Genomic DNA, 19,150 nt, shown 5'->3' with positions numbered 1-19,150 from the left:
AGGATGGGCACTGAACGTCGACAAACAGCCGATGTACCCGCGTGACAAGGGGACACCAGTGCCTTCCGGACGCCAACGCTTCTCGATCATTAGCGACGGCCTGCCGAGCCAGCTCCCGGACATCAACCCGGACGAGACCCGGGAGTGGCTCGAATCACTGGACACGGTCATCAAGACCGAGGGCCGTACCAGGGCCCGCTACGTGATGCTCAAACTGCTCGAGCGCGCCAGAGAGCAGCAAGTCGGTGTGCCCGGCCTGCGCAGTACCGACTACATCAACACCATTCCTCCGGAGAAGGAGCCCTGGTTCCCCGGCGACGAGCACATCGAGCGCCGCATCCGGGCCTACATCCGGTGGAACGCCGCGATCATGGTCTCCCGGGCCAACCGCCCGGAGCTGAGCGTCGGCGGCCATATCGCCACCTACGCCTCGGCGGCCTCGCTCTACGAGGTCGGCTTCAACCACTTCTTCCGCGGCAAGGACCACGGTGAGTCCGGCGACCAGGTCTTCATCCAGGGCCACGCCGCTCCCGGCGTCTACGCGCGCGCGTTCCTCGAGGGCCGCCTGAGCGAGCAGCAGCTCGACGGGTTCCGCCAGGAGGTCTCGCACCCGGGCGGCGGCCTGTCGTCGTACCCGCACCCGCGGCTCATGCCCGACTTCTGGGAGTTCCCGACCGTCTCGATGGGCCTTGCCGCCATCGACTCGATCTACCAGGCGCGGTTCAACCGCTACCTGCTCTCGCGGGAGCTCAAGGACACCTCGCGGTCGCACGTCTGGGCCTTCCTCGGCGACGGCGAGATGGACGAGCCCGAGTCGCTCGGCGCGATCGGCCTCGCCGCCCGCGAGGAGCTGGACAACCTCACCTTCGTGATCAACTGCAACCTCCAGCGGCTCGACGGGCCGGTACGGGGCAACGGCAAGATCATCCAGGAGCTGGAGTCCTACTTCCGCGGCGCGGGCTGGAACGTCATCAAGGTCATCTGGGGCCGCGACTGGGACCCGTTGCTGGCCAAGGACGTCGACGGTGTGCTCGTCAACAAGATGAACAACACCCCCGACGGCCAGATGCAGACCTTCACCGTCGAGCCCGGCGCCTACACGCGCGAGCAGTTCTTCGGCGACGACCCGCGGCTGCGCAAGATCGTCGAGCACCTCAGCGACGACGACCTCACCAAGCTGTCGCGCGGCGGCCACGACTACCGCAAGCTCTTCGCCGCCTTCAAGGCCGCGCGCGAGCACGTCGGCCAGCCGACCGTGATCCTCACGCACACCATCAAGGGCTGGACCCTCGGACCCGACTTCGAGGCCCGCATGTCCAGCCACCAGATGAAGAAGCTCACCAAGAACGAGCTCAAGGAGTTCCGGGACCGCCTGTACCTGGACATCCCGGACTCGGCTCTCGAAGCCGACCTCCCGCCCTACTACCACCCGGGCGAGGACTCCGAGGAGATCCAGTACATGAAGGAGCGCCGCGCGGCGCTCGGCGGCTTCCTGCCCAAGCGGATCAACCGCGCCAAGCCCCTCACCCTGCCGGGCGACGCGCCGTACGACGAGCTGCGCAAGGGCTCGGGCAAGCAGTCGGTGGCCACCACCATGGCCTTCGTCCGCCTGCTCAAGGACCTCATGAAGGACAAGAACATCGGCCACCGCTTCGTGCCGATCATCCCGGACGAGGCCCGCACCTTCGGCATGGACGCGATGTTCCCGACGGCGAAGATCTACTCGCCGCACGGGCAGACGTACGAGTCGGCCGACCGCAAGCTGATGCTGTCCTACAAGGAGTCCGAGCAGGGCCAGATCCTGCACGAGGGCATCTCCGAGGCCGGCTCCATGGCGTCGCTGATCGCCTCCAGCACCAGCTACGCCACGCACGGCGAGCACATGATCCCGATCTACATCTTCTACTCGATGTTCGGGTGGCAGCGCACCGGCGACCAGATGTGGGCGATGGCCGACCAGATGGGCCGCGGGTTCATGCTGGGCGCCACCGCGGGCCGCACGACCCTGACGGGCGAGGGCCTCCAGCACGCCGACGGCCACTCGCACCTGCTGGCCTCGACCAACCCGGCGACGGTCAGCTACGACCCGTCCTGGGCGTTCGAGCTGTCGCACATCGTCAAGGACGCGCTGCGCCGCATGTACTCCGCCACCGAGGAGCACCCGCAGGGCGAGGACATCAACTACTACCTGACCGTCTACAACGAGCCCTATGTGCAGCCGGCCGAGCCCGAGGGCCTGGACGTCAAGGACCTCCTGCGCGGCCTGTACAAGTTCGCCGACGGGCCGGACCTCGGCTCCGAGGCCCCCAAGGCGCAGATCATCTCCTCGGGTGTCGCGGGCCGCTGGGCCGTCGACGCGCAGAAGATCCTCGCCGAGGAGTGGGGCGTCTCGGCCGACCTGTGGTCGGCCCCGTCCTGGACCGAGCTGCGCCGCGAGGCGATGAACTGCGACACGTTCAACCTGCTCAACCCCGAGAGCGAGCAGCTGATCCCGTTCGTGACGCGGCGTCTCGCCGACGTGCAGGGCCCGATCGTCGCGGTCAGCGACTTCATGCGCGCGGTGCAGGACCAGATCGCGCCCTGGGTCCCGGGCGACTACACCTCGCTCGGCACCGACGGGTTCGGCTTCTCCGACACCCGTGCGGCAGCCCGCCGCTTCTTCCACGTCGACACCGAGTCGATCGTGCTCCAGGTGCTCACCCGCCTGGTGAAGCGCGGCGAGCTGAAGCACGAGGTGCTCCAGCAGGCGATCACCCGCTACGGCCTGGACCAGGGCGTGGCGGCGGTCTCCGGCAAGAACGCCCCCGCCGAGTCCGGCGGCGCCGCGTAGCCGTCGCCGTGCGGCGACCGGGTGGGGCCGGACGACCTCCGGCCCCACCCGGACGCGCTCGGCGGAGTTCTCCCGCGGAACATCGCCGGGTGCGGCCGCTCACGTGATCGGTCGCCCGATCACACGCCCGACCGGAGGCTCCCGGCGGTCTGAGGCCGGGTCAGCAGACACGCGAGGTCGCCGTGTTCGCGCAGGCGCCTCAGGGCGTCCTTGGTGTCGCGGGCCAGCCGGCTGCGGCGCATGGCGGCGGCGGTGGCGAGGTAGAGGGTCACCTGCTTCGCCGTGGGGCGCGGGGCGTCGGCGGGGGGCGCGTAGCCGTAGCGGCGCAGGCGGGAGCCGAGGAAGTACTCGGCGAGGCCGATCTCCCAAGGCTCCAGGCGGGTCTCCCAGGAGTGCACGGCTTCGGCGTCGACGGCCTGGTGGGTGCGGCTGTGGTGCTTCTTGCGGCGGGGGGTCACGGCGGCGACCGCGGCGGGGTGCAGCATGGCGGGGTCGAAGTCCTCGCGGAGGAAGCCGCACAGGCGCCGCAGTTCCGACTCCGGGTCGGTGACCAGTTCCTCGTACTGGAGTTCGTGGTAGGAGTTCGGGGGCAGGGTGCGGCGGGCGCGGACGCCCGCGTCGATCGCGCCGGCCCAGGTCGTCATCGCGTAGGTGCTGTCGCGCTCCCACCACTTCATGCCCTTGAGCGAGCCGACGCAGTCGCGGCCGTCCCGGATGAGGTGCACGACCTGGGCGTCGGGGAAGAGCCGGAACAGCTCGGGCAGGTAGCGGACGTATCCGGGCCGCTTGTCGCCCCAGCGGGGTTTGCCGTGGCTGCGGGCGTAGGCGCGGAAGACCGTCCCGAGGGCGGATCCGAGGGTGGGCGGCCCCGTTTCGATCTCGTCGACGACGGCCTGCCTGTCGAGCCCGAGATCAGGGAACTTGTGGCCCTTCGTCGCGGTGAGCCAGACGCCGAGGGCGCGCCGGTTCCCGCGGTCGGAGAGGTCGCCGAACATCTCGCGGCCGTAGTACGCCGGCAGGAGGAAGCGGGTCTCGGGAGGGAGGGCGATGCGCGGGTGGGCGTGCAGCATGAGCTGGAGGAGCGTGGTGCCCGACCGGGGGCAGCCTACGACGAAGATGGGGCGTTCCACTCCCTGACCTTTCCGTAACCGTGAGCACGATGACCCTCCGGAGATTACGGAGAGTGGCAATTTCTGGCACGGAACGTAGCGGCCCGTGGTGGAGAATTGACCCGTCGGTTACCCCGAAGGGGGGATGGGGAGCGGAGAACGGAGACGATGCATGGCCGCGGGTTCAAACGGGCGTGAAGGGGATGGCACCCTTGACCCCGTGACGAACGAGAGCGCGGAGAGCCGCGCGCTGCGCGAGGCGACCACCCGCCGCCTGGAGACCGCGCTGAGCACCTTCGGCGTCGCGGCCCTCACCCGGATGGAGGAACGGCTCCCGTGGTTCCGGCGGATGCCCGCCGAGCAGCGGTCCTGGATCGGGCTCGTGGCGCAGACCTCCATCGCGGCGTTCGTCGACTGGTTCCGGGGAGGCGAGCGGACCAGGGTCGCCCTCGGCGGCGAGGTGTTCGCGACGGCCCCGCGCGAGATGATGCGCACGATAAGGCTCCAGCACACCGTCGACATGATCCGGGTGATCAGCGAGGTCGTGGAGACGCGGCTGCACGACCTGGCCGAGCCCGGCGGCGAGGCCCAGCTGCGCGAGGCGATCCTCCGGTACACGCGTGAGGTGGCCTTCAGCGCCGCCCAGGTCTACGCCCGGGCCGCGGAGACCCGCGGCGCCTGGGACGCCCGCCTGGAGGCCCTGGTGGTCGACTCGCTGCTGCGCGGCGACGGTGACGACGGCCTGCACTCCTGGGCCGCTGCGCTCGGCTGGACGACCAAGCCCGTCGTCGTCATCGCCGGCCATGCCCCCGAGGACAGCTCCGAGGCGATCGCCGACCAGATCAAGCTCGCGGCCCGGCGGCTGCGCGTGGACGTCCTGTCGGGGGTGCAGGGCAGCCGGCTCATCGTGATCGTCGGCGGGGCGGAGGACCCGCTCGCCGCCGCCCGGCAGCTCTCGGCCAAGTTCGGCCAGGGACCCGTCGTGGTGGGTCCGGAGGCGCCCGACCTGTACGGGGCGACGGCCTCGGCGCGGGCCGCCCTCGCGGGCCTGCGCGCCGCCGTCGGCTGGCCGGACGCGCCCCGGCCCGTCCCGGCCTCCGAACTGCTGCCAGAACGGGCGCTGGACGGCGACGAAGTGGCCCGCAAGTACCTCGTCGAGCAGGTCTTCATCCCGATCCAGGCGGCGGGCGCCCCTCTGCTGGACACCCTCACCACCTACCTTGAGCAGGGTTCGTCCCTGGAGGCCACCGCCCGGCTCCTGTACGTCCACCCGAACACCGTCCGGTACCGCCTGCGCCGGGTGAGTGAACTGACCGGTCTGCCCCCTACGGACGGGCGCGGCGCGTTCACCCTCCGGATCGCCCTCGTCCTCGGAAGATTCACCGATCGTGGCGGTTCCTTTTAGGAGTTCTCCAATCTTCCGCACCGGTGGCCCGGGTCACCGTTGTCTGGGTCCTACAAAGACCGCCGAGTAAACTTCGTCCCTGTCGGCATGACCCCGGAACCCCGGCAGACGGCATCGTTGGTCCCGTGCTTCTCATCACAGCTCCCGGCCAAGGCGCCCAGACCCCCGGATTCCTCGCCCCGTGGCTCGAGGTCCCCGGCGTTGCGGACCGGCTCGGTTCCTGGTCCGACCTCGTCGGCCTCGACCTGATCCGCTACGGCACGACCGCGGACGCCGACGAGATCAAGGACACCGCGGTCGCCCAGCCGCTGCTGGTCGCCGCCGCCCTGGTCACCTTCCAGGCGCTGGGCCTGCGGCCCGAGGCGGTCGCCGGGCACAGCGTGGGTGAGCTGGGCGCGGCCGCCATCGCGGGCGTCCTCACCGAGGAGGAGGCCATGCGCCTGGTGGCCGTGCGCGGCCGCGGCATGGCCGAGGCCGCCGCCGCCGCGCGGACCGGCATGACCGCGGTCCTCGGCGGCGACACCGAAGAGGTGCTCGCCGCGATCGCCGAGCACGGGCTCACGCCCGCCAACATCAACGGAGCCGGCCAGATCGTCGCGGCCGGCACGCTGGAGCAGCTCGCGGCCTTCGCCGAGGCGCCTCCGGCCAAGGCCCGCCTGCGCCCCCTCCAGGTCGCCGGCGCCTTCCACACCCGGCACATGGCCCCGGCCGTCGCCGCGCTCGACGCCGCGGCCGCCTCGGTCACCCCCAAGGACCCGGAGATCAAGCTGGTCTCCAACAAGGACGGCGCGGTCGTCGGCTCCGGCGCGGAGTTCCTCGCCCGGCTCGTCGGCCAGGTCAGCTCGCCGGTCCGCTGGGACCTGTGCAGCGCCACCTTCGCCGACCTGGGCGTCACCGGACTCATCGAGCTCGCCCCGGGCGGGACGCTGGTGGGCCTGGCCCGTCGCGACCTCAAGGGTCTCGCGACGCTCGCCCTGAAGACCCCCGACGACATCGAGAAGGCGGCGGAGCTCGCGTGATCAGGCTTTCCGAGGGTCGCAACGGCGCCCGCATCCTGGCCTTCGGCCACTACCAGCCCGACAACGTCGTCACCAACGACGACCTCGCCGCGCGCGGCGTCGACACCAACGACGAGTGGATCCGCTCCCGCGTCGGGATCGCCTCGCGGCGCCTGGCGCTGGAGGACGAGTCGATGCTCGACCTCGCGGTCGCCGCCGGAGGCAAGGCGCTGGCGGCCAGCGGACTGACGGCCGCCGAGATCGACCTCGTCATCGTCGCGACCTGCACGGCCGAGACCCAGGTGCCCAACGCCTCGGCGACCGTCGCGTTCCGGCTCGGCATCCAGGCGCCCGGCGCGTTCGACGTCAACGCCGCCTGCGCGGGCTTCGCCTACGCGCTCTCGACGGCCAGCGACGCCATCCGCGCCGGTTCGGCCAAGAACGTCCTGGTGATCGGCGCGGAGAAGTTCACCCCGTGGATCGACTGGACCGACCGCACGACCTGCATCATCTTCGCCGACGGCGCGGGCGCCGCGGTGGTCACCGGCTCGGACGTGCCGCAGGTCGGCCCGGTGGTGTGGGGGAGCGACGGCGAGAACGCCGACAAGATCATGGTGCAGGACCGCAACTCGTTCCTGTCCCAGGACGGCCAGGCCGTCTTCCGGTGGGCGACCACCGCGCTTCACCCGGTGGCGCTGGAGGCGTGCCGGCGGGCGGGCGTCGCCCCGTCCGAACTCGCGGCGTTCGTGCCGCACCAGGCGAACCTCAGGATCATCCGCGGCATCGCGCGCAAGCTCAACGCGCCCAACGCGGTGATCGCCGAGGACATCGTCAACGCCGGGAACACCTCGGCCGCGTCCATTCCGATGGCGCTGTCGCGCATGATCGAGCGCGGCGACGTCAAGTCGGGAGAACCGGCTCTCATTATCGGGTTCGGCGCAGGATTGACCTACGCTGCCCAGGTCATCCAGATCCCCTAAGGTCTGGGCGAAACATCCCTATCGGAATCAAGGAGCACAGCAGCCATGGCTGAAGTCACCACGCAGGACATCCTCGCCGGCCTCGGTGAGATCGTCGAGGAGATCGTCGGCATCCCGGCCGCCGACGTCACCGCCGAGAAGAACTTCATCGACGACCTCGACATCGACTCGCTGTCGATGGTCGAGATCGCCGTCGCCGCCCAGGACAAGTTCGGCGTCGAGATCCCGGACGACGAGCTCAAGAACCTGCGCACCGTTCAGGACGTCGTGGACTACGTCCAGAACCTCGCGGCCAAGGCCTGACCTCACACGCTCCGGAGTCCGGATCCGGAGCATGCGGTGCGCGGGCCGCTGCAGAGGCCCGCGCACCCTGAGAACCCCCCCAGGTAAATAGGAGTAAGCGCAATGGGCAAGACCCGTGTTGTCGTGACCGGTTTGGGAGCATCGACCCCTTTGGGGGGAGATGTCGCGTCCACGTGGGACGCCCTACTCGCCGGCAAGTCCGGCTGCCGCACTCTGCCCTGGGATGATCTCGATCGCCTGCCCGTCCAGTTCGCCGCGCAGGCCGCGGTCGAGCCCGCCGACTCCGGCGTGCTCGCCAAGCCCCGCATGCGGCGGATGGACCGCTGCCAGCAGTTCGCCCTCATCGCCGCCATCGAGGCGATGAAGGACGCGGGCTACGCCCACGGCGAGACCGAGGGCCTCACCGTCGACCCCGACAGGCTCGGGGTCGTTCTGTCCTCCGGCATCGGCGGCCTGCACTCGGCGCTCAACAGCTACGACGTCTTCCGCGAGAAGGGCTGGAGCCGCGTCTCGCCCTTCACCGTGCCGATGCTCATGCCGAACGGCTCCGCCGCGCACGTCGGCCTGGAGTTCAACGCCACCGCGGGCATCCACGCCCTGGTGTCGGCGTGCTCGTCCAGCGCCGAGGCCATCGGCTACGGCATCGACATGATCCGCGCGGGCCGCGCCGACGTCGTCATCTCCGGCGGCACCGAGGCGTGCATCCACCCGCTCCAGATGGCCTCCTTCGGCGCCATGCGCGCCATGTCCACCCGCAACGACGCCCCCGAGCTCGCCTCCCGGCCCTACGACAAGGCGCGGGACGGCTTCGTGCTCGGCGAGGGCTCGGCGGTCCTCATCCTCGAGTCCGAGGAGCACGCGCTCGCGCGCGGCGCGAAGATCTACGCGATCGCCTCCGGCGTCGGCTACTCCGCCGACGGCCACGACATGGTCCAGCCGCCCGAGGACGGGCGCGGCGCGGCCAAGGCGATGCAGCGCTGCCTCGCCGACTCCGGCCTGGCGCCCGAGCAGATCGTGCACATCAACGCGCACGGCACGTCCACCCCGCAGGGCGACGTGGCCGAGCTCCAGGGCATCAAGAAGGCGTTCGGCGACCACGCCTACCGGCTGAACATCACCGCCACCAAGTCGATGACCGGTCACCTCCTCGGCGGCGCGGGAGCGCTGGAATCGCTGATCACCGTGCTCTCATTGCGTGAGGGGGTCGTCCCCGCGACGGTGAACCTGGAGAACCTCGACGACCAGGTCGACCTGGACATCGTCGCCGGCGAGCCGCGCAAGCTGCCCGAGGGCCCGGCCGCCGCACTCAACAACTCGTTCGGATTCGGCGGCCACAACGTGACCCTGGCGTTCGAGCGGGCCCTATGAGCCTCTAGGAGTCGCCGTGACCGTCCTCGACACCGCTCCCGCCCCCTCCGCCGCCGAGGATCCGCGTGATCCGCGGGTCCGCCTGGAATCGCTGTTCGACGAGGGAACCTTCCGCCCTCTCGTCGGCGGCGACGGCGGCGGCAAGCTCGCCGGGCGGGGGCGGATCGAGGGCCTTCCGGTGGTGGCGTTCGCCAGCGACCCGCGGGTCATGGGCGGCGCCATGGGCACCGAGGGCTGCGCGGCGGTCGTGGACGCCTACGATCTCGCGCTGCGCGAGCGGCTCCCGATCATCGGCCTGTGGCACTCCGGCGGCGCGCGGCTGGCCGAGGGCGTGGAGTCGCTGCACGCCGTCGGCAGGGTCTTCGCCCAGCAGACGCGCGCGTCCGGGGTGATCCCGCAGATCTCCGTCGTGCTCGGCCCCGCCGCCGGCGGCGCGGCCTACGGCCCGGCGCTCACCGACATCGTCGTGCTGTCGGAGAGCGGCAAGATCTTCGTCACCGGCCCGGACGTGGTGCGGTCGGTGACCGGCGAGGAGATCGACATGGCCGGGCTCGGCGGCGCCGACGCGCACGGCCGCAAGTCCGGCGTCGCGCACATCACCACCTCGTCCGACGCGGGGGCGGTCACGACGGCGCGCAGGCTCGCCGTCCTCTTCGGGAACCAGGGCCGGGTCCGCACGGACGAGGTGGAGGAACGCGACTTCTCCGACTTCCTTCCGGAAAGCGCCCGGCGCGCCTACAACGTGCTCCCGCTGGTCAGGGGCATCGTCGACGACGAGCTGATCGAGCTCCAGGCCAGGTGGGCGCCCAACATCGTCACCGCCCTCGGGCGGCTCGGCGGGCGGACCGTCGGCGTCATCGCCAACAACCCGCTGCGCAAGGGAGGCTGCCTCGACAGCCTCTCCGCCGAGAAGTGCGCCAGGTTCGTGCGGCTCTGCGACGCGTTCGGGATCCCGCTCGTCGTCCTCGTGGACGTCCCCGGGTACCTTCCGGGTGTCGGACAGGAGCACGGCGGGGTCGTCCGGCGCGGGGCCAAGCTGCTGCACGCGTTCGCCGAGGCGACCGTCCCGCGCGTCACGCTGGTGACCCGCAAGGCCTACGGCGGCGCGTACATCGCGATGAACGCCCGCTCGCTCGGCGCCACGAGGGTCTTCGCCTGGCCTACCGCCGAGGTGGCCGTCATGGGCGCCCTCGCGGCCGTCCGGGTGCTGCACCGCAAGAAGATCGCGGCGGTGCCGGAAGAGGAGCGCGCGGCCTTCGAGGAGAAGCTCGCGGCGGAGCACGCGGAGATCGCGGGCGGCCTCCAGCGCGCGATGGACCTGGGCGTGGTGGACGAGGTGGTCTCCCCGGCGGCCACCCGCGCGGCGCTCGCCCGGGCGATCGCCGAAGCGACCCCGGCCCGCGGCCTGCACAACAACATCCCGCTGTAGCCAGGTTCGCCGAAGGCCCCGGACGGCTCGTCCGGGGCCTTCGCTATGGCCGGGGGGCGTTGGCGAGGACGCCGGAGATGAGCAGTTCGATGCCGAAGGCGAAGTACTCCGCGGCGTCCGCCGGCTCGTGCATCGTCTGGGCGTAGGCGATCGTGCAAGGGAATCGGTCCGAGGGCAGCGACTCGATTTCGAGTCGGCGCCTGCGCCGCAGCTCGTCCTGCTCCTGCCCGGGGAGTCCGGGCCGGTCGGGGTTGTGCTGGGCGAGCGAGATGCAGCCGCTGAGCAGATAGCTGGAGATCCAGTAGCCCTGCCGCAGGGTGAACCCCGCCTCGCCCAGGACGCTCAGCGCGGCCTCGGTGGCGCGCTGGAAGCTCTCGACGCGGTATTTGTCGACGACGCCCAGGAGCGCCGGAAGGGACGGGTGCGCGCGCAGGGCGTCGAGCAGCGTGCCGGTGATGGCCCGGAGCCTGATCTCCCAGGGGTCCTCCGGGCGCAGGTTCGCCGTGACGTGCCGCAGCGCGTGCTCGGCGAGCGCGTCGAGCAGCTCGTCCTTGTTCTTGAAGTGCCAGTAGAGCGCCATCGGTGTGACGCCGAGCTCCTTGGCCAGCCGGCGGATGGTGACCGCCTCCAGCCCCTCGCCGTCGGCGAGGGCGAGGGCGTGCTCGCAGACGGTGTCTCGGTTCAGCTTCTCGGGTGCCACTTGACAACTATACGACGTACAAGTTCTCATGTACCGCGTACATGTACGACGTACATGTACCTCGTACAGTGAAGCTCAGGGGGAAGGACCCGGCATGCGGACCGAACGCAGATGGTGGGCGCTGGTGGCGCTCGGCCTCGGCACGTTCATGACCTACCTCGACAACAACATCGTCAACGTGGCGCTCCCGACGGTGCAGCGCGAACTCGGACTGAGCATGTCCGGGCTCGAATGGATCGTGAGCGGCTACGTCCTGGTCTTCGCGGGCCTCACCCTCGTCGGCGGAAGGCTCGCCGACGTCTACGGCCGGCGCCGTGCCTTCCTCGCCGGGATCGTCGTGTTCACCGCGGCCTCGGCCGCCGCGGGGCTCGCCGAGAACGCGCAGGTGCTCGTCGGGGCGCGGGCGGCGCAGGGCGTCGGTGCGGCGCTGCTGGCCCCGGCCGCCCTCGCGCTGCTGCCCGCGACGTTCCCCGACAAGCGCGAGCGCGCCACCGCCATCGGCCTGTGGGGCGCGATCGGCGCGCTCGCGATGGCACTCGGCCCGGTCACCGGCGGCTGGATCACCGAGAACGCCGACTGGGGCTGGATCTACCTCATCAACGTGCCCGTGGGCGTCGCGACCGCCGCCCTCGCCCTGTGGGCGGTCGGCGCCGAGCCCGGATCCCGGCGCCGACTCGACCTGCCCGGCCTCGCCGCCTCCGCGGCCGTGCTCTTCCCGCTCACCTTCGCGCTCATCGAAGGGGAAGGCCGCGGCTGGAGCTCGCCGCTGATCCTCGGCGCCTTCGCCGCGGCGCTGGCCGGTTCCGTCGCGTTCGTCCTCGTGGAACGGGCCGCGGCCGAGCCGATGGTCGACGTCGCGATGCTGCGCGGCCGGGTCTTCGGCGGCGGACTGCTCACCATGGGCATCTGGGCGTTCGCGATCTTCGGGATCTACTTCTACACCGCGCTCTGGCTCCAGAACGTGCTCGGCTTCGGGCCGCTCAAGGCGGGTCTGGTGTTCGTGCCGATGGCGCTGGTGCTCGTCGTCGCGTCGGCCTCCTCGGCCCGGCTGGCCGCCCGGATCGGGACGCACCGGCTCGTCGCGGGCGGCCTGGCGCTGATGGGCGTCGCCGTGCTGGGCCTCGCCCGGATCGACGCGGACGGGACCGTCGCCGACCTCATGCCGTGGCTGCTGCTGTACGGCGTCGGCGGCGGCGCGCTCAGCCCGCTGACCAACGCGATCGTCGGCACCATGCCGGCTGGCCGCGAAGGCACCGCCTCCAGCGTGCTCAACGTCTCCCGCGAGGTGTTCGGACTGCTGGGCGTCACGGTCCTCGGCGCGGTCGTCGCCGCCCGCGCCGACGGGCCCGACCCGCTGGCCGCGTTCCTCGACGGATACCGCGTGGCCCTCCTCATCGCCGCGCTCGTCATCGCCGCCGGCATCCCCCTGAGCCTCCGCGCGCTCCGCCCCGCGTCCGCGCCGGCGAGGCCCGAGGTGGACCTGGTGGCCTAGCCGCTACTGCGGAGCCGCGGGGGAGGGCCAGCGGACGGCGCCACCGAGGATCTCGTCCGTGAGATCCTCGGCCCAGGCCGCTTCGGCCTCGGCGAGACGGAGCCTGTACTCGGCTTCGAGCAGCCGCAGCCGCGGGACCCCCGCGGCCCGCTCGGCGGCCAGGCGCGCCCGGTCCGCGGAGGCCAGGCGGCGCACCTGGGCGGCCCGCTCGGCCAGCGCCTCGACGGTCCCGCGCGCCCCCAGCACACTGAGGCAGGGCAGCGTCCCGATCAGCCGGGAGTACTCCCGCTGCGGGACGCGCACCTCGGCGTCGAGGCGCCGCACGAGATGCGCCCGCCCCGCCTCGGTGATCGCGAAGGTCGTCTGCACCTGCCCGGAGCGGACGACCTCCGCCCTGACCGGCTCGACCCAGCCTTCCTCCAGCAGAGCCCGCACCGCGCTCTGCACACCCCCACGGGTGACCGCGGCCGCGTGCTCGGGCCCGCGGGCCCGAAGCCTGGCGGCGATGCCGCCCGCGTGGAGGTCCCCCTCGGCGAGCACGCTGAGCACGGCCAGTACGGCACGTCCATTGAAAACACGACGAGACACGCGCCGAACGTACCAACCCGAGAAGACCACGCACGGTGATACCGCGAAAGCTGACGGTTGATCCCGGTCTGGGTCAGGGGACGGACCAGAAGGCCAGCTCGTGGCGCATGCCCTCGGTGAACAGGGTGCGGGCGCGGGACGGATCGGGGGCCGCCTCGTCGATCATCCGGCCGATGCGGCGGCCGAGGGCGGCGAAGCCCGGGTCGGCGTAGGAGTCGACCCACTTGCGGTAGCGGGGGTCGGCCGGCGGGTTCTCCGCGAGCGCCGCACCGATCTGCGCGTAACCCCACATGCACGGATAGAGCGCCGCGAGCCCTTCCCCGTAGTCGGCGGCGGACTCCAGCAGGAACGCCGTGTAGGCCGCGCACGGCCCGCCCTTCACTGCCCCGTCGAGGTCGGCCCCGAACTCCGCCGAGAGCCCCCGGTGCAGGCTCAGCTCCTCATGGAACGTCCCGTGCGCGAGGTCGACCAGATCCCCCAGATGCGCAGCCGGTGCCTGCCACGCGAGCCGCGAGAACACCCGCACATAATCCAGCAGGAACAGATAATCCTGCTCCAACCACGACCGGAACACCCCCTCATCCAACGTCCCCTCCGCGATCCCCCGCACCGTCGGATGCGCCAACTGCTCCCCGAGCAGCCCCCGCCCGACCTCCTCCAACTCCCACACCACACTCATGCGCCCATCCAACCACGCAGGGAATCGGAGGTCCGTATCGGCGAATCCTGTCCGGAGCAGGTCAGACCGGTGGCCATGACCTCATGGGCGGCAAAACGGGTCGTCCACCCACCACGGCGAACGCTGTCTCCGACTCCGGGCCGACTCTGTCGACGCTCGGGAACAGGTGCGACGAGCTGTGGGCGCTCCCGGGCCAGGGAATGGCGGCGGCGGGGGTCAGCGGGGTTCGGGGTCGTCGTGGTCGCGGGGGGCGGGGACGGCGGAGGGGGCGGGCTGGGGCGGGTCGGTGGGCTGCTCCCAGCCTTTGGCCGCGAGGGCGCGGAGGAAGGCGGTGACCATGGCGGGGTCGAACTCGGTGCCGGAGCAGCGGCGGAGTTCGGCGACGCCCTCTTCGAGGGACCGGGCCCTGCGGTAGGAGCGGGTGCTGGTGATGGCGTCGAAGGTGTCGGCGACGCCGATGATGCGGGCGAACTCCGGGATCTCCGAGCCGACGAGGCCGAGGGGGTAGCCGCGGCCGTCGAGGCGTTCGTGGTGGTGCATGATGCCGCCGAGCGCCTCGTCGAGGAACTCGATGTGGCCGACGATCTCCAGGCCGCGCATCGGGTGGAGCTGGATCTCGGCGAACTCGCGGTCGGTGGGTTTGCCGTCCTTCTGGAGGACCTTGGTGGAGACGCCGAGTTTGCCCACGTCGTGCAGCATGCCCGCGAAGCGGATCGCCTCGACGCGCGAGTCGCTGAGGCCGAGTTCCTCGGCGATCATCACCGAGCCGCGCGAGACCCGTTCGCTGTGCCCGCGGGTGTAGGGGTCCTTCGTCTCCACGGCCTGGCACAGGACGGCGAGGGTGGCCTCCTGGGCGGCCTTCTGCTCGGCGGCCTGGGCCATCGCCCAGGTGGCGATGAAGAGCGGCAGCAGGACCAGGACGGGCGCGGCGAAGCCGATGACGTCCCAGGCCGCCGCGATGAGCAGGCCGAACCAGCCGAAACCCAGGCATCCCGCGCACAGAGCGCCGATCTCGCGGAGCAGGTCGCGGACCGCGGCGGGCTCGGTGAGCAGCAGCACCCCGGTGATGAGGGTGAGGTTCACGACCACGAACACCGCGAGCGCCACCGCGAACGGCGGGATCTGCGCCGCGCCGAAGTCCTCGCCGGGCGGCGCCAGCGCCTCGAAGACGAGGCCGGCCGCCCAGCCGCAGACCGCGAACTGGGCGGCGTTGAACAGCCGCTTGACCAGGGGCACCGGTTGCGGCGTGGCGATCGCGCCGGCCGCGACGAGCGCCGCCCCGCCCGGGTCGAGCACGACGACCGCGGCGAGGGTCGCGGCGTAGCTCATCGACACCTTCGCCCGGTCGACGCCCAGCCGCGCGGGCATCGCGTCGCACACGAGGAAGAGCACCGCGAGCATCGCGTACACGTCCCAGTCGATCGGTCCGGCGGTCGCGATCACCGCACAGGCGAGCACGACGGTCCCCGCGACGTAGACGCGGGCCTCCAGCGGAAGTCCCCGCGGACGATCGGCCATGATCCGGAGAGTAGACGCGCGAACACGGGTCGTGGGGCGGACATGCCCAACAGGTCCGACCGACGCCGCCCGTTTCAGGTGGCTCCTCCCTGGAAGACCCGAGACGCACTGAAATCCGAGGGGAGCAGGGTCGTCAGCTCCGGGAGCCCTACGAGGTCGGCGCCTTCGACGAGCCGTCCCGCATGCCGCAAGCGCGCGCGCTCTATGGCGTTGCGCACCGACCTCGCGTTGGCGAACCGGGGCTGCTCCCGGCGGAGCCCGATGTACTCGCGGAAGACGTCCTCCGCCTCACGGGACAGCGTGTAGCCCTCGGAGGCGAGCATGAGCCTTCCGATCTCCTCCAGCTCCGCCGTGCTGTAGTCGGGGAACGCGATGTGGTGGGCCACCCGGGATCCCATCCCCGGATTGGAGGAGAAGAAGGCGTCCATCCTGTCGCGGTACCCGGCGAGGATCACCACGAGGTCGTCCCTGTGGTTCTCCATCGCCTGGAGAAGGATCTCGATGGCTTCGACGCCGTAGTCGCGCTCGTTCTCCGCCCGGTACAGCGAGTACGCCTCGTCGATGAAGAGGACGCCGCCCATGGCCCGTTTGAGGACCTCGCGCGTCTTCGGCGCCGTGTGCCCGACGTACTGGCCGACCAGGTCGTCCCGCGTCACGGACACGAGATGGCCCTTGCGTACGTGGCCGAGCCTATGGAGCAGTTCGGCCATCCTCGTGGCGACCGTCGTCTTCCCCGTCCCCGGGCCTCCCGTGAAGCACATGTGGAGGTTGGGGCGCCCGGACACGACGCCGAAGCGGGCCCGGACGCGGTCGACGAGCAGGAGCGCGGCGATCTCCCGGATCCGGGTCTTCACCGGGGCGAGGCCGACGAGTTCGGCGTCGAGGGCGGCGAGGACCTCCTCGATGCCGGAGTCCGCCCGCTCCCCGCCGAGGTCCACGAGCGCGCCGTGGGGGAGGAGCTCCCGCGTCACGTCCTGCTCCGGGGCGGGAGGGCGCATGCCGAAGGTCGTCACAGCGGGAGCTCCCGTCTCTAGTACCGCTCGCCCTCGGGGCGGTCGGCGGCGTAGGCGTGCAGGGTGTAGCGGACCTGGCGGTCGGCCGACTCCTCGCGGGTCAGCCTGAAGCCCGGCTCCTTGGCCGGCCTCTGGACGAGGAACTGCAGGGCCGTCGTCTGGCGGCCGTAACGGGCGTCGTAGGCGCTGAGCCGTACGTAGTGCGAAGGGAAGGCCTTGCGGCACTCGTTCACCTCCAGCAGGACACCCGCGGGGTCCTTGAGGTCGAACATGGGCAGGCCCCACATCTCCCAGTAGCTGTTGCGGGGGTGGGGGTCGTCCGTGTACTCGATCGAGCAGGGCCACCCGTTGTCGAGCGCGTACGCGATCTGAAGGGTGATCTCCGCGTCCGTCAGGTCAGGCAGGTAGGAGAAGGCTCCTTGCGTGAGTCTCATGGATGCGCTCCTCAGCTGGGGGTCACGAGGACGTCGGGGGTGTCGGTCGACTCGTAGGTGAACGTGATGTCCCCCCACGTCGTCAGGGCGACGTCCAGCTCGCGGCTGTGCTTGGCCGCCGCCCGCAGGATCTCCGGACCCTCCCTGAGGAAGTCGCGGCCCTCGTTGCGCGCCTTGATCATCGCCTCCAGGGCGACGCGGTTGGCCGTCGCGCCCGCGGCGATGCCCATCGGGTGGCCGATCGTCCCGCCGCCGAACTGGAGGATGACGTCCTCGTCCAGGTAGTGCAGGAGCTGGTGCATCTGCCCGGCGTGGATGCCGCCGGACGCCACAGGCATCACCCCCGGCATCGACGCCCATTCCTGGTCGAAGTACAGGCCCTTGCGCGGGTCGGCCTCGATCCTGTCCTTGCGGAGGGTGCCGTAGAACCCGGCGACGCTGAAGGGATCGCCTTCGAGCTTGCCGACGACCGTCCCGGCGTGGATGTGGTCGACGCCCGCCAGCCGCATCCACTTGGCGATGACGCGGAAGCTGACGCCGTGGTTCTTCTGCCGCGTGTAGGTGGAGTGGCCGGCCCGGTGCAGGTGCAGCAGGACGCCGTTGGCGCGCGCCCACCTGGCCATGGACTGGATCGCCGTGTACCCGATCGTCAGGTCGATCATGACCACGACGCTGCCGAGCCGCTTGGCGAACTCCGCCCGCTCGTACATGTCCTCCATCGTCGCGGCGGTGACGTTCAGGTAGTGGCCCTTGATCTCGCCGCTCGCGGCCTGGGCCTTGGTGACGCCCTCCATGCAGTACAGGAAGCGGTCGCGCCAGCGCATGAAGGGCTGCGAGTTGATGTTCTCGTCGTCCTTGGTGAAGTCCAGGCCGCCGCGCAGGGCCTCGTAGACGACGCGGCCGTAGTTGCGCGCCGACAGGCCGAGCTTCGGCTTGACGGTCGCCCCGAGGAGCGGCCTTCCGAACTTCGCCAGGTACTCCCTCTCCATGACGATGCCATGGGCCGGCCCCTGGAACGTCTTCACGTAGTGCGCAGGGATCCGCATGTCTTCCAGGCGCAGCGCGCGCAGCGCCTTGAAGCCGAAGACATTGCCGATGATCGACGAGGTGAGGTTGGCGATCGAGCCTTCCTCGAAGAGGTCGAGATCGTAGGCGATGTAGGCGATGAACTGGTCTTCGACGCCCGGCACGGGCTCGACCCTGTAGCACTTGGCTTGGTAGTTCTCGTAGCTGGTGAGGCGGTCGGTCCAGACGACCGTCCAGGTGGCCGTCGAGGACTCGCCCGCCACCGCGGCCCCCGCCTCCTCCGGCGGTACGCCCGGCTGAGGGGTGATGCGGAAGGCGGCGAGCACGTCGCTGTCCTTCGGCACGTAGTCGGGCCGCCAGTAGCCCATCTCCGCGTACGGGATCACGCCCGCGGACCATCTGCCCATCGTCGGCTCCATCCGTCGTCGACGCCGTTGACGCGGCAAGCATGCGACGCCGACACTTGTGCCGTCTATCAAGTGTTTCGGGGTGATTGTTGAGCGATGACTGAATCAAGACTGCGCACTTTCGTCGCGCTGGCCGAGACCGGCTCGGTCCGGGGTGCCGCGGAACGCCTGTACGTGACCGAATCCGCGGTCTCGGCCTCCGTCGCGGCCTTGGCGCGCGACCTGGGCGTCCCCCTTCTGGCCCGCGCGGGCCGCGGCGTCGTGCTCACCCCCGCGGGCCGCGTCTACGCCGACTACGCCCGCCGCCTCCTCGGCCTCCACGAGGAGGCCCGCGCGGCGGCCAGAGGCGAGCACGACCCTTCGACGGGCCGCCTACGCCTCGCCGCCGTGACGACCGCCGCCGACCAGGTGCTGCCCTCGCTGCTGGCGGGGTTCCGCCGGGCCTGGCCGAATCTGGACCTCGCCTTGGAGGTCGGACCGAGCGCCCGCGTCTGGGCGAGCCTTGCGGCCCATGAGGCCGACCTCGTCCTGGCGGGCCGCCCTCCGGCGGGCGCCTCGGCGACGGTCCTCGCAACCCGCTCCAACGACCTCGTCGTCGTCATCGCCCCCGGCCTGCCCTTCGACCTTGCCGCCACCCCCTGGGTCCTGCGCGAGCCGGGCTCCGGCACCCGCGCCACCGCCGACGCCTACCTGGCCGACCACGGCGTCTCCCCGCCCACCCTCGTCCTGGGCTCCAACGGTGCCGTCATCGCCGGCGCCGCCGCCGGCCTGGGCGCCGCCCTCGTCCACCGCGAGGCGGTTCACCGCGAACTCGCCGAAGGCGCCCTGGTCCTGGCCCCCCCCCCCCCCCCCCCCCCCCCCCCCCCCCCCC

The 19,150-nt window shown here is 71.2% G+C and carries 17 protein-coding genes; 9 read left to right on the top strand and 8 right to left on the bottom strand.

Translation table 11 applies throughout. The features are described 5' to 3' along the window. The first annotated feature begins 58 nt into the window (after positions 1 to 58). Positions 59 to 2,830: a pyruvate dehydrogenase (acetyl-transferring), homodimeric type gene (aceE, locus tag ACYVOM_RS25200; protein WP_460305965.1), complete on the top strand. Its 2,772-nt coding sequence runs from the start codon at positions 59 to 61 to the stop codon at positions 2,828 to 2,830. 119 nt (positions 2,831 to 2,949) lie between these two features. Here the strand turns inward: aceE and ACYVOM_RS25195 are convergent, their stop codons facing one another. Then, positions 2,950 to 3,960, bottom strand: a complete 1,011-nt coding sequence (locus ACYVOM_RS25195) for a sulfotransferase family protein (RefSeq protein WP_460305964.1) — start codon at positions 3,958 to 3,960, stop codon at positions 2,950 to 2,952. Positions 3,961 to 4,111: 151 nt separating this feature from the next. On the opposite strand from ACYVOM_RS25195, the gene ACYVOM_RS25190 reads away from it, so the two are divergent. The 6 genes from ACYVOM_RS25190 (at position 4,112) to ACYVOM_RS25165 (ending at position 10,422) form a co-directional block, all read left to right on the top strand. Then, positions 4,112 to 5,344, top strand: a complete 1,233-nt coding sequence (locus ACYVOM_RS25190) for a PucR family transcriptional regulator (RefSeq protein ID WP_460305963.1) — start codon at positions 4,112 to 4,114, stop codon at positions 5,342 to 5,344. A gap of 125 nt (positions 5,345 to 5,469) precedes the next feature. Beyond that, a complete protein-coding gene (locus ACYVOM_RS25185; RefSeq protein WP_460305962.1) occupies positions 5,470 to 6,363 on the top strand; it encodes an ACP S-malonyltransferase in 894 nt (297 codons plus the stop codon). After that, the gene (locus ACYVOM_RS25180; protein ID WP_460306045.1) at positions 6,363 to 7,322 is read left to right on the top strand and encodes a beta-ketoacyl-ACP synthase III; all 960 of its coding nucleotides are present in this window, start codon (positions 6,363 to 6,365) and stop codon (positions 7,320 to 7,322) included. The genes ACYVOM_RS25185 and ACYVOM_RS25180 overlap by 1 nt, the downstream gene beginning before the upstream one ends. 45 nt (positions 7,323 to 7,367) lie before the next feature. Then, positions 7,368 to 7,625 carry an acyl carrier protein gene (locus tag ACYVOM_RS25175; RefSeq protein WP_460305961.1) on the top strand — a complete coding sequence of 86 codons (258 nt, stop codon included), beginning with the start codon at positions 7,368 to 7,370 and terminating at the stop codon, positions 7,623 to 7,625. 102 nt (positions 7,626 to 7,727) lie between these two features. Next, the gene (locus tag ACYVOM_RS25170; RefSeq protein ID WP_460305960.1) at positions 7,728 to 8,993 is read left to right on the top strand and encodes a beta-ketoacyl-[acyl-carrier-protein] synthase family protein; all 1,266 of its coding nucleotides are present in this window, start codon (positions 7,728 to 7,730) and stop codon (positions 8,991 to 8,993) included. A gap of 16 nt (positions 8,994 to 9,009) precedes the next feature. Continuing rightward, positions 9,010 to 10,422 carry an acyl-CoA carboxylase subunit beta gene (locus ACYVOM_RS25165; RefSeq protein ID WP_460305959.1) on the top strand — a complete coding sequence of 471 codons (1,413 nt, stop codon included), beginning with the start codon at positions 9,010 to 9,012 and terminating at the stop codon, positions 10,420 to 10,422. Between the two features lie 43 nt (positions 10,423 to 10,465). Here ACYVOM_RS25165 and ACYVOM_RS25160 read toward each other — a convergent pair whose 3' ends face one another. Continuing rightward, the gene (locus ACYVOM_RS25160) at positions 10,466 to 11,122 is read right to left on the bottom strand and encodes a TetR family transcriptional regulator (RefSeq protein ID WP_460305958.1); all 657 of its coding nucleotides are present in this window, start codon (positions 11,120 to 11,122) and stop codon (positions 10,466 to 10,468) included. Positions 11,123 to 11,216: 94 nt separating this feature from the next. Here ACYVOM_RS25160 and ACYVOM_RS25155 point away from each other — a divergent pair, with 94 nt between their 5' ends. Beyond that, a complete protein-coding gene (locus ACYVOM_RS25155; protein WP_460305957.1) occupies positions 11,217 to 12,614 on the top strand; it encodes an MFS transporter in 1,398 nt (465 codons plus the stop codon). A 3-nt stretch (positions 12,615 to 12,617) separates the two neighbouring features. On the opposite strand, the gene ACYVOM_RS25150 is transcribed toward ACYVOM_RS25155, so the two are convergent. From ACYVOM_RS25150 to ACYVOM_RS25125, 6 genes are all read right to left on the bottom strand, one after another. Next, complete coding sequence (locus ACYVOM_RS25150) at positions 12,618 to 13,202, bottom strand: PadR family transcriptional regulator (protein WP_460305956.1); 585 nt, start codon at positions 13,200 to 13,202, stop codon at positions 12,618 to 12,620. A 73-nt stretch (positions 13,203 to 13,275) separates the two neighbouring features. Further along, complete coding sequence (locus tag ACYVOM_RS25145) at positions 13,276 to 13,881, bottom strand: TenA family protein (protein WP_460305955.1); 606 nt, start codon at positions 13,879 to 13,881, stop codon at positions 13,276 to 13,278. Between the two features lie 216 nt (positions 13,882 to 14,097). Then, on the bottom strand, positions 14,098 to 15,399 hold the full coding sequence (locus ACYVOM_RS25140; protein WP_460305954.1) for an HD-GYP domain-containing protein: 1,302 nt from the start codon (positions 15,397 to 15,399) through the stop codon (positions 14,098 to 14,100). Between the two features lie 74 nt (positions 15,400 to 15,473). Continuing rightward, on the bottom strand, positions 15,474 to 16,412 hold the full coding sequence (gene cbbX / locus ACYVOM_RS25135) for a CbbX protein (RefSeq protein WP_460305953.1): 939 nt from the start codon (positions 16,410 to 16,412) through the stop codon (positions 15,474 to 15,476). A 17-nt stretch (positions 16,413 to 16,429) separates the two neighbouring features. Beyond that, positions 16,430 to 16,846 carry a ribulose bisphosphate carboxylase small subunit gene (locus tag ACYVOM_RS25130; RefSeq protein ID WP_460305952.1) on the bottom strand — a complete coding sequence of 139 codons (417 nt, stop codon included), beginning with the start codon at positions 16,844 to 16,846 and terminating at the stop codon, positions 16,430 to 16,432. An 11-nt stretch (positions 16,847 to 16,857) separates the two neighbouring features. Next, entirely contained in the window at positions 16,858 to 18,279 is a 1,422-nt protein-coding gene (locus ACYVOM_RS25125) for a form I ribulose bisphosphate carboxylase large subunit (RefSeq protein WP_460305951.1), read from the bottom strand. 96 nt (positions 18,280 to 18,375) lie between these two features. Between ACYVOM_RS25125 and ACYVOM_RS25120 the strand changes: the two genes are divergently transcribed. Further along, on the top strand, positions 18,376 to 19,150 hold a 775-nt coding region (locus tag ACYVOM_RS25120), incomplete at its 3' end, for a LysR family transcriptional regulator (protein ID WP_460305950.1).

It is taken from the genome of Actinocorallia aurea (genome assembly GCF_054783995.1).
This window is presented reverse-complemented; position numbering and strand designations above follow the sequence as displayed.

What these genes read in the sequence shown, in the direction of transcription:
- ACYVOM_RS25175 (WP_460305961.1), top strand. Translation starts at nt 7,368, where the DNA reads ATGGCTGAAGTCACCACGCAGGACATCCTCGCCGGCCTCGGTGAGATC.
- ACYVOM_RS25170 (WP_460305960.1), top strand. Translation starts at nt 7,728, where the DNA reads ATGGGCAAGACCCGTGTTGTCGTGACCGGTTTGGGAGCATCGACCCCT.
- ACYVOM_RS25145 (WP_460305955.1), bottom strand. Translation starts at nt 13,881, where the DNA reads ATGAGTGTGGTGTGGGAGTTGGAGGAGGTCGGGCGGGGGCTGCTCGGG.
- ACYVOM_RS25190 (WP_460305963.1), top strand. Translation starts at nt 4,112, where the DNA reads ATGGCCGCGGGTTCAAACGGGCGTGAAGGGGATGGCACCCTTGACCCC.
- ACYVOM_RS25130 (WP_460305952.1), bottom strand. Translation starts at nt 16,846, where the DNA reads ATGAGACTCACGCAAGGAGCCTTCTCCTACCTGCCTGACCTGACGGAC.
- ACYVOM_RS25155 (WP_460305957.1), top strand. Translation starts at nt 11,217, where the DNA reads ATGCGGACCGAACGCAGATGGTGGGCGCTGGTGGCGCTCGGCCTCGGC.
- ACYVOM_RS25125 (WP_460305951.1), bottom strand. Translation starts at nt 18,279, where the DNA reads ATGGGCAGATGGTCCGCGGGCGTGATCCCGTACGCGGAGATGGGCTAC.
- ACYVOM_RS25140 (WP_460305954.1), bottom strand. Translation starts at nt 15,399, where the DNA reads ATGGCCGATCGTCCGCGGGGACTTCCGCTGGAGGCCCGCGTCTACGTC.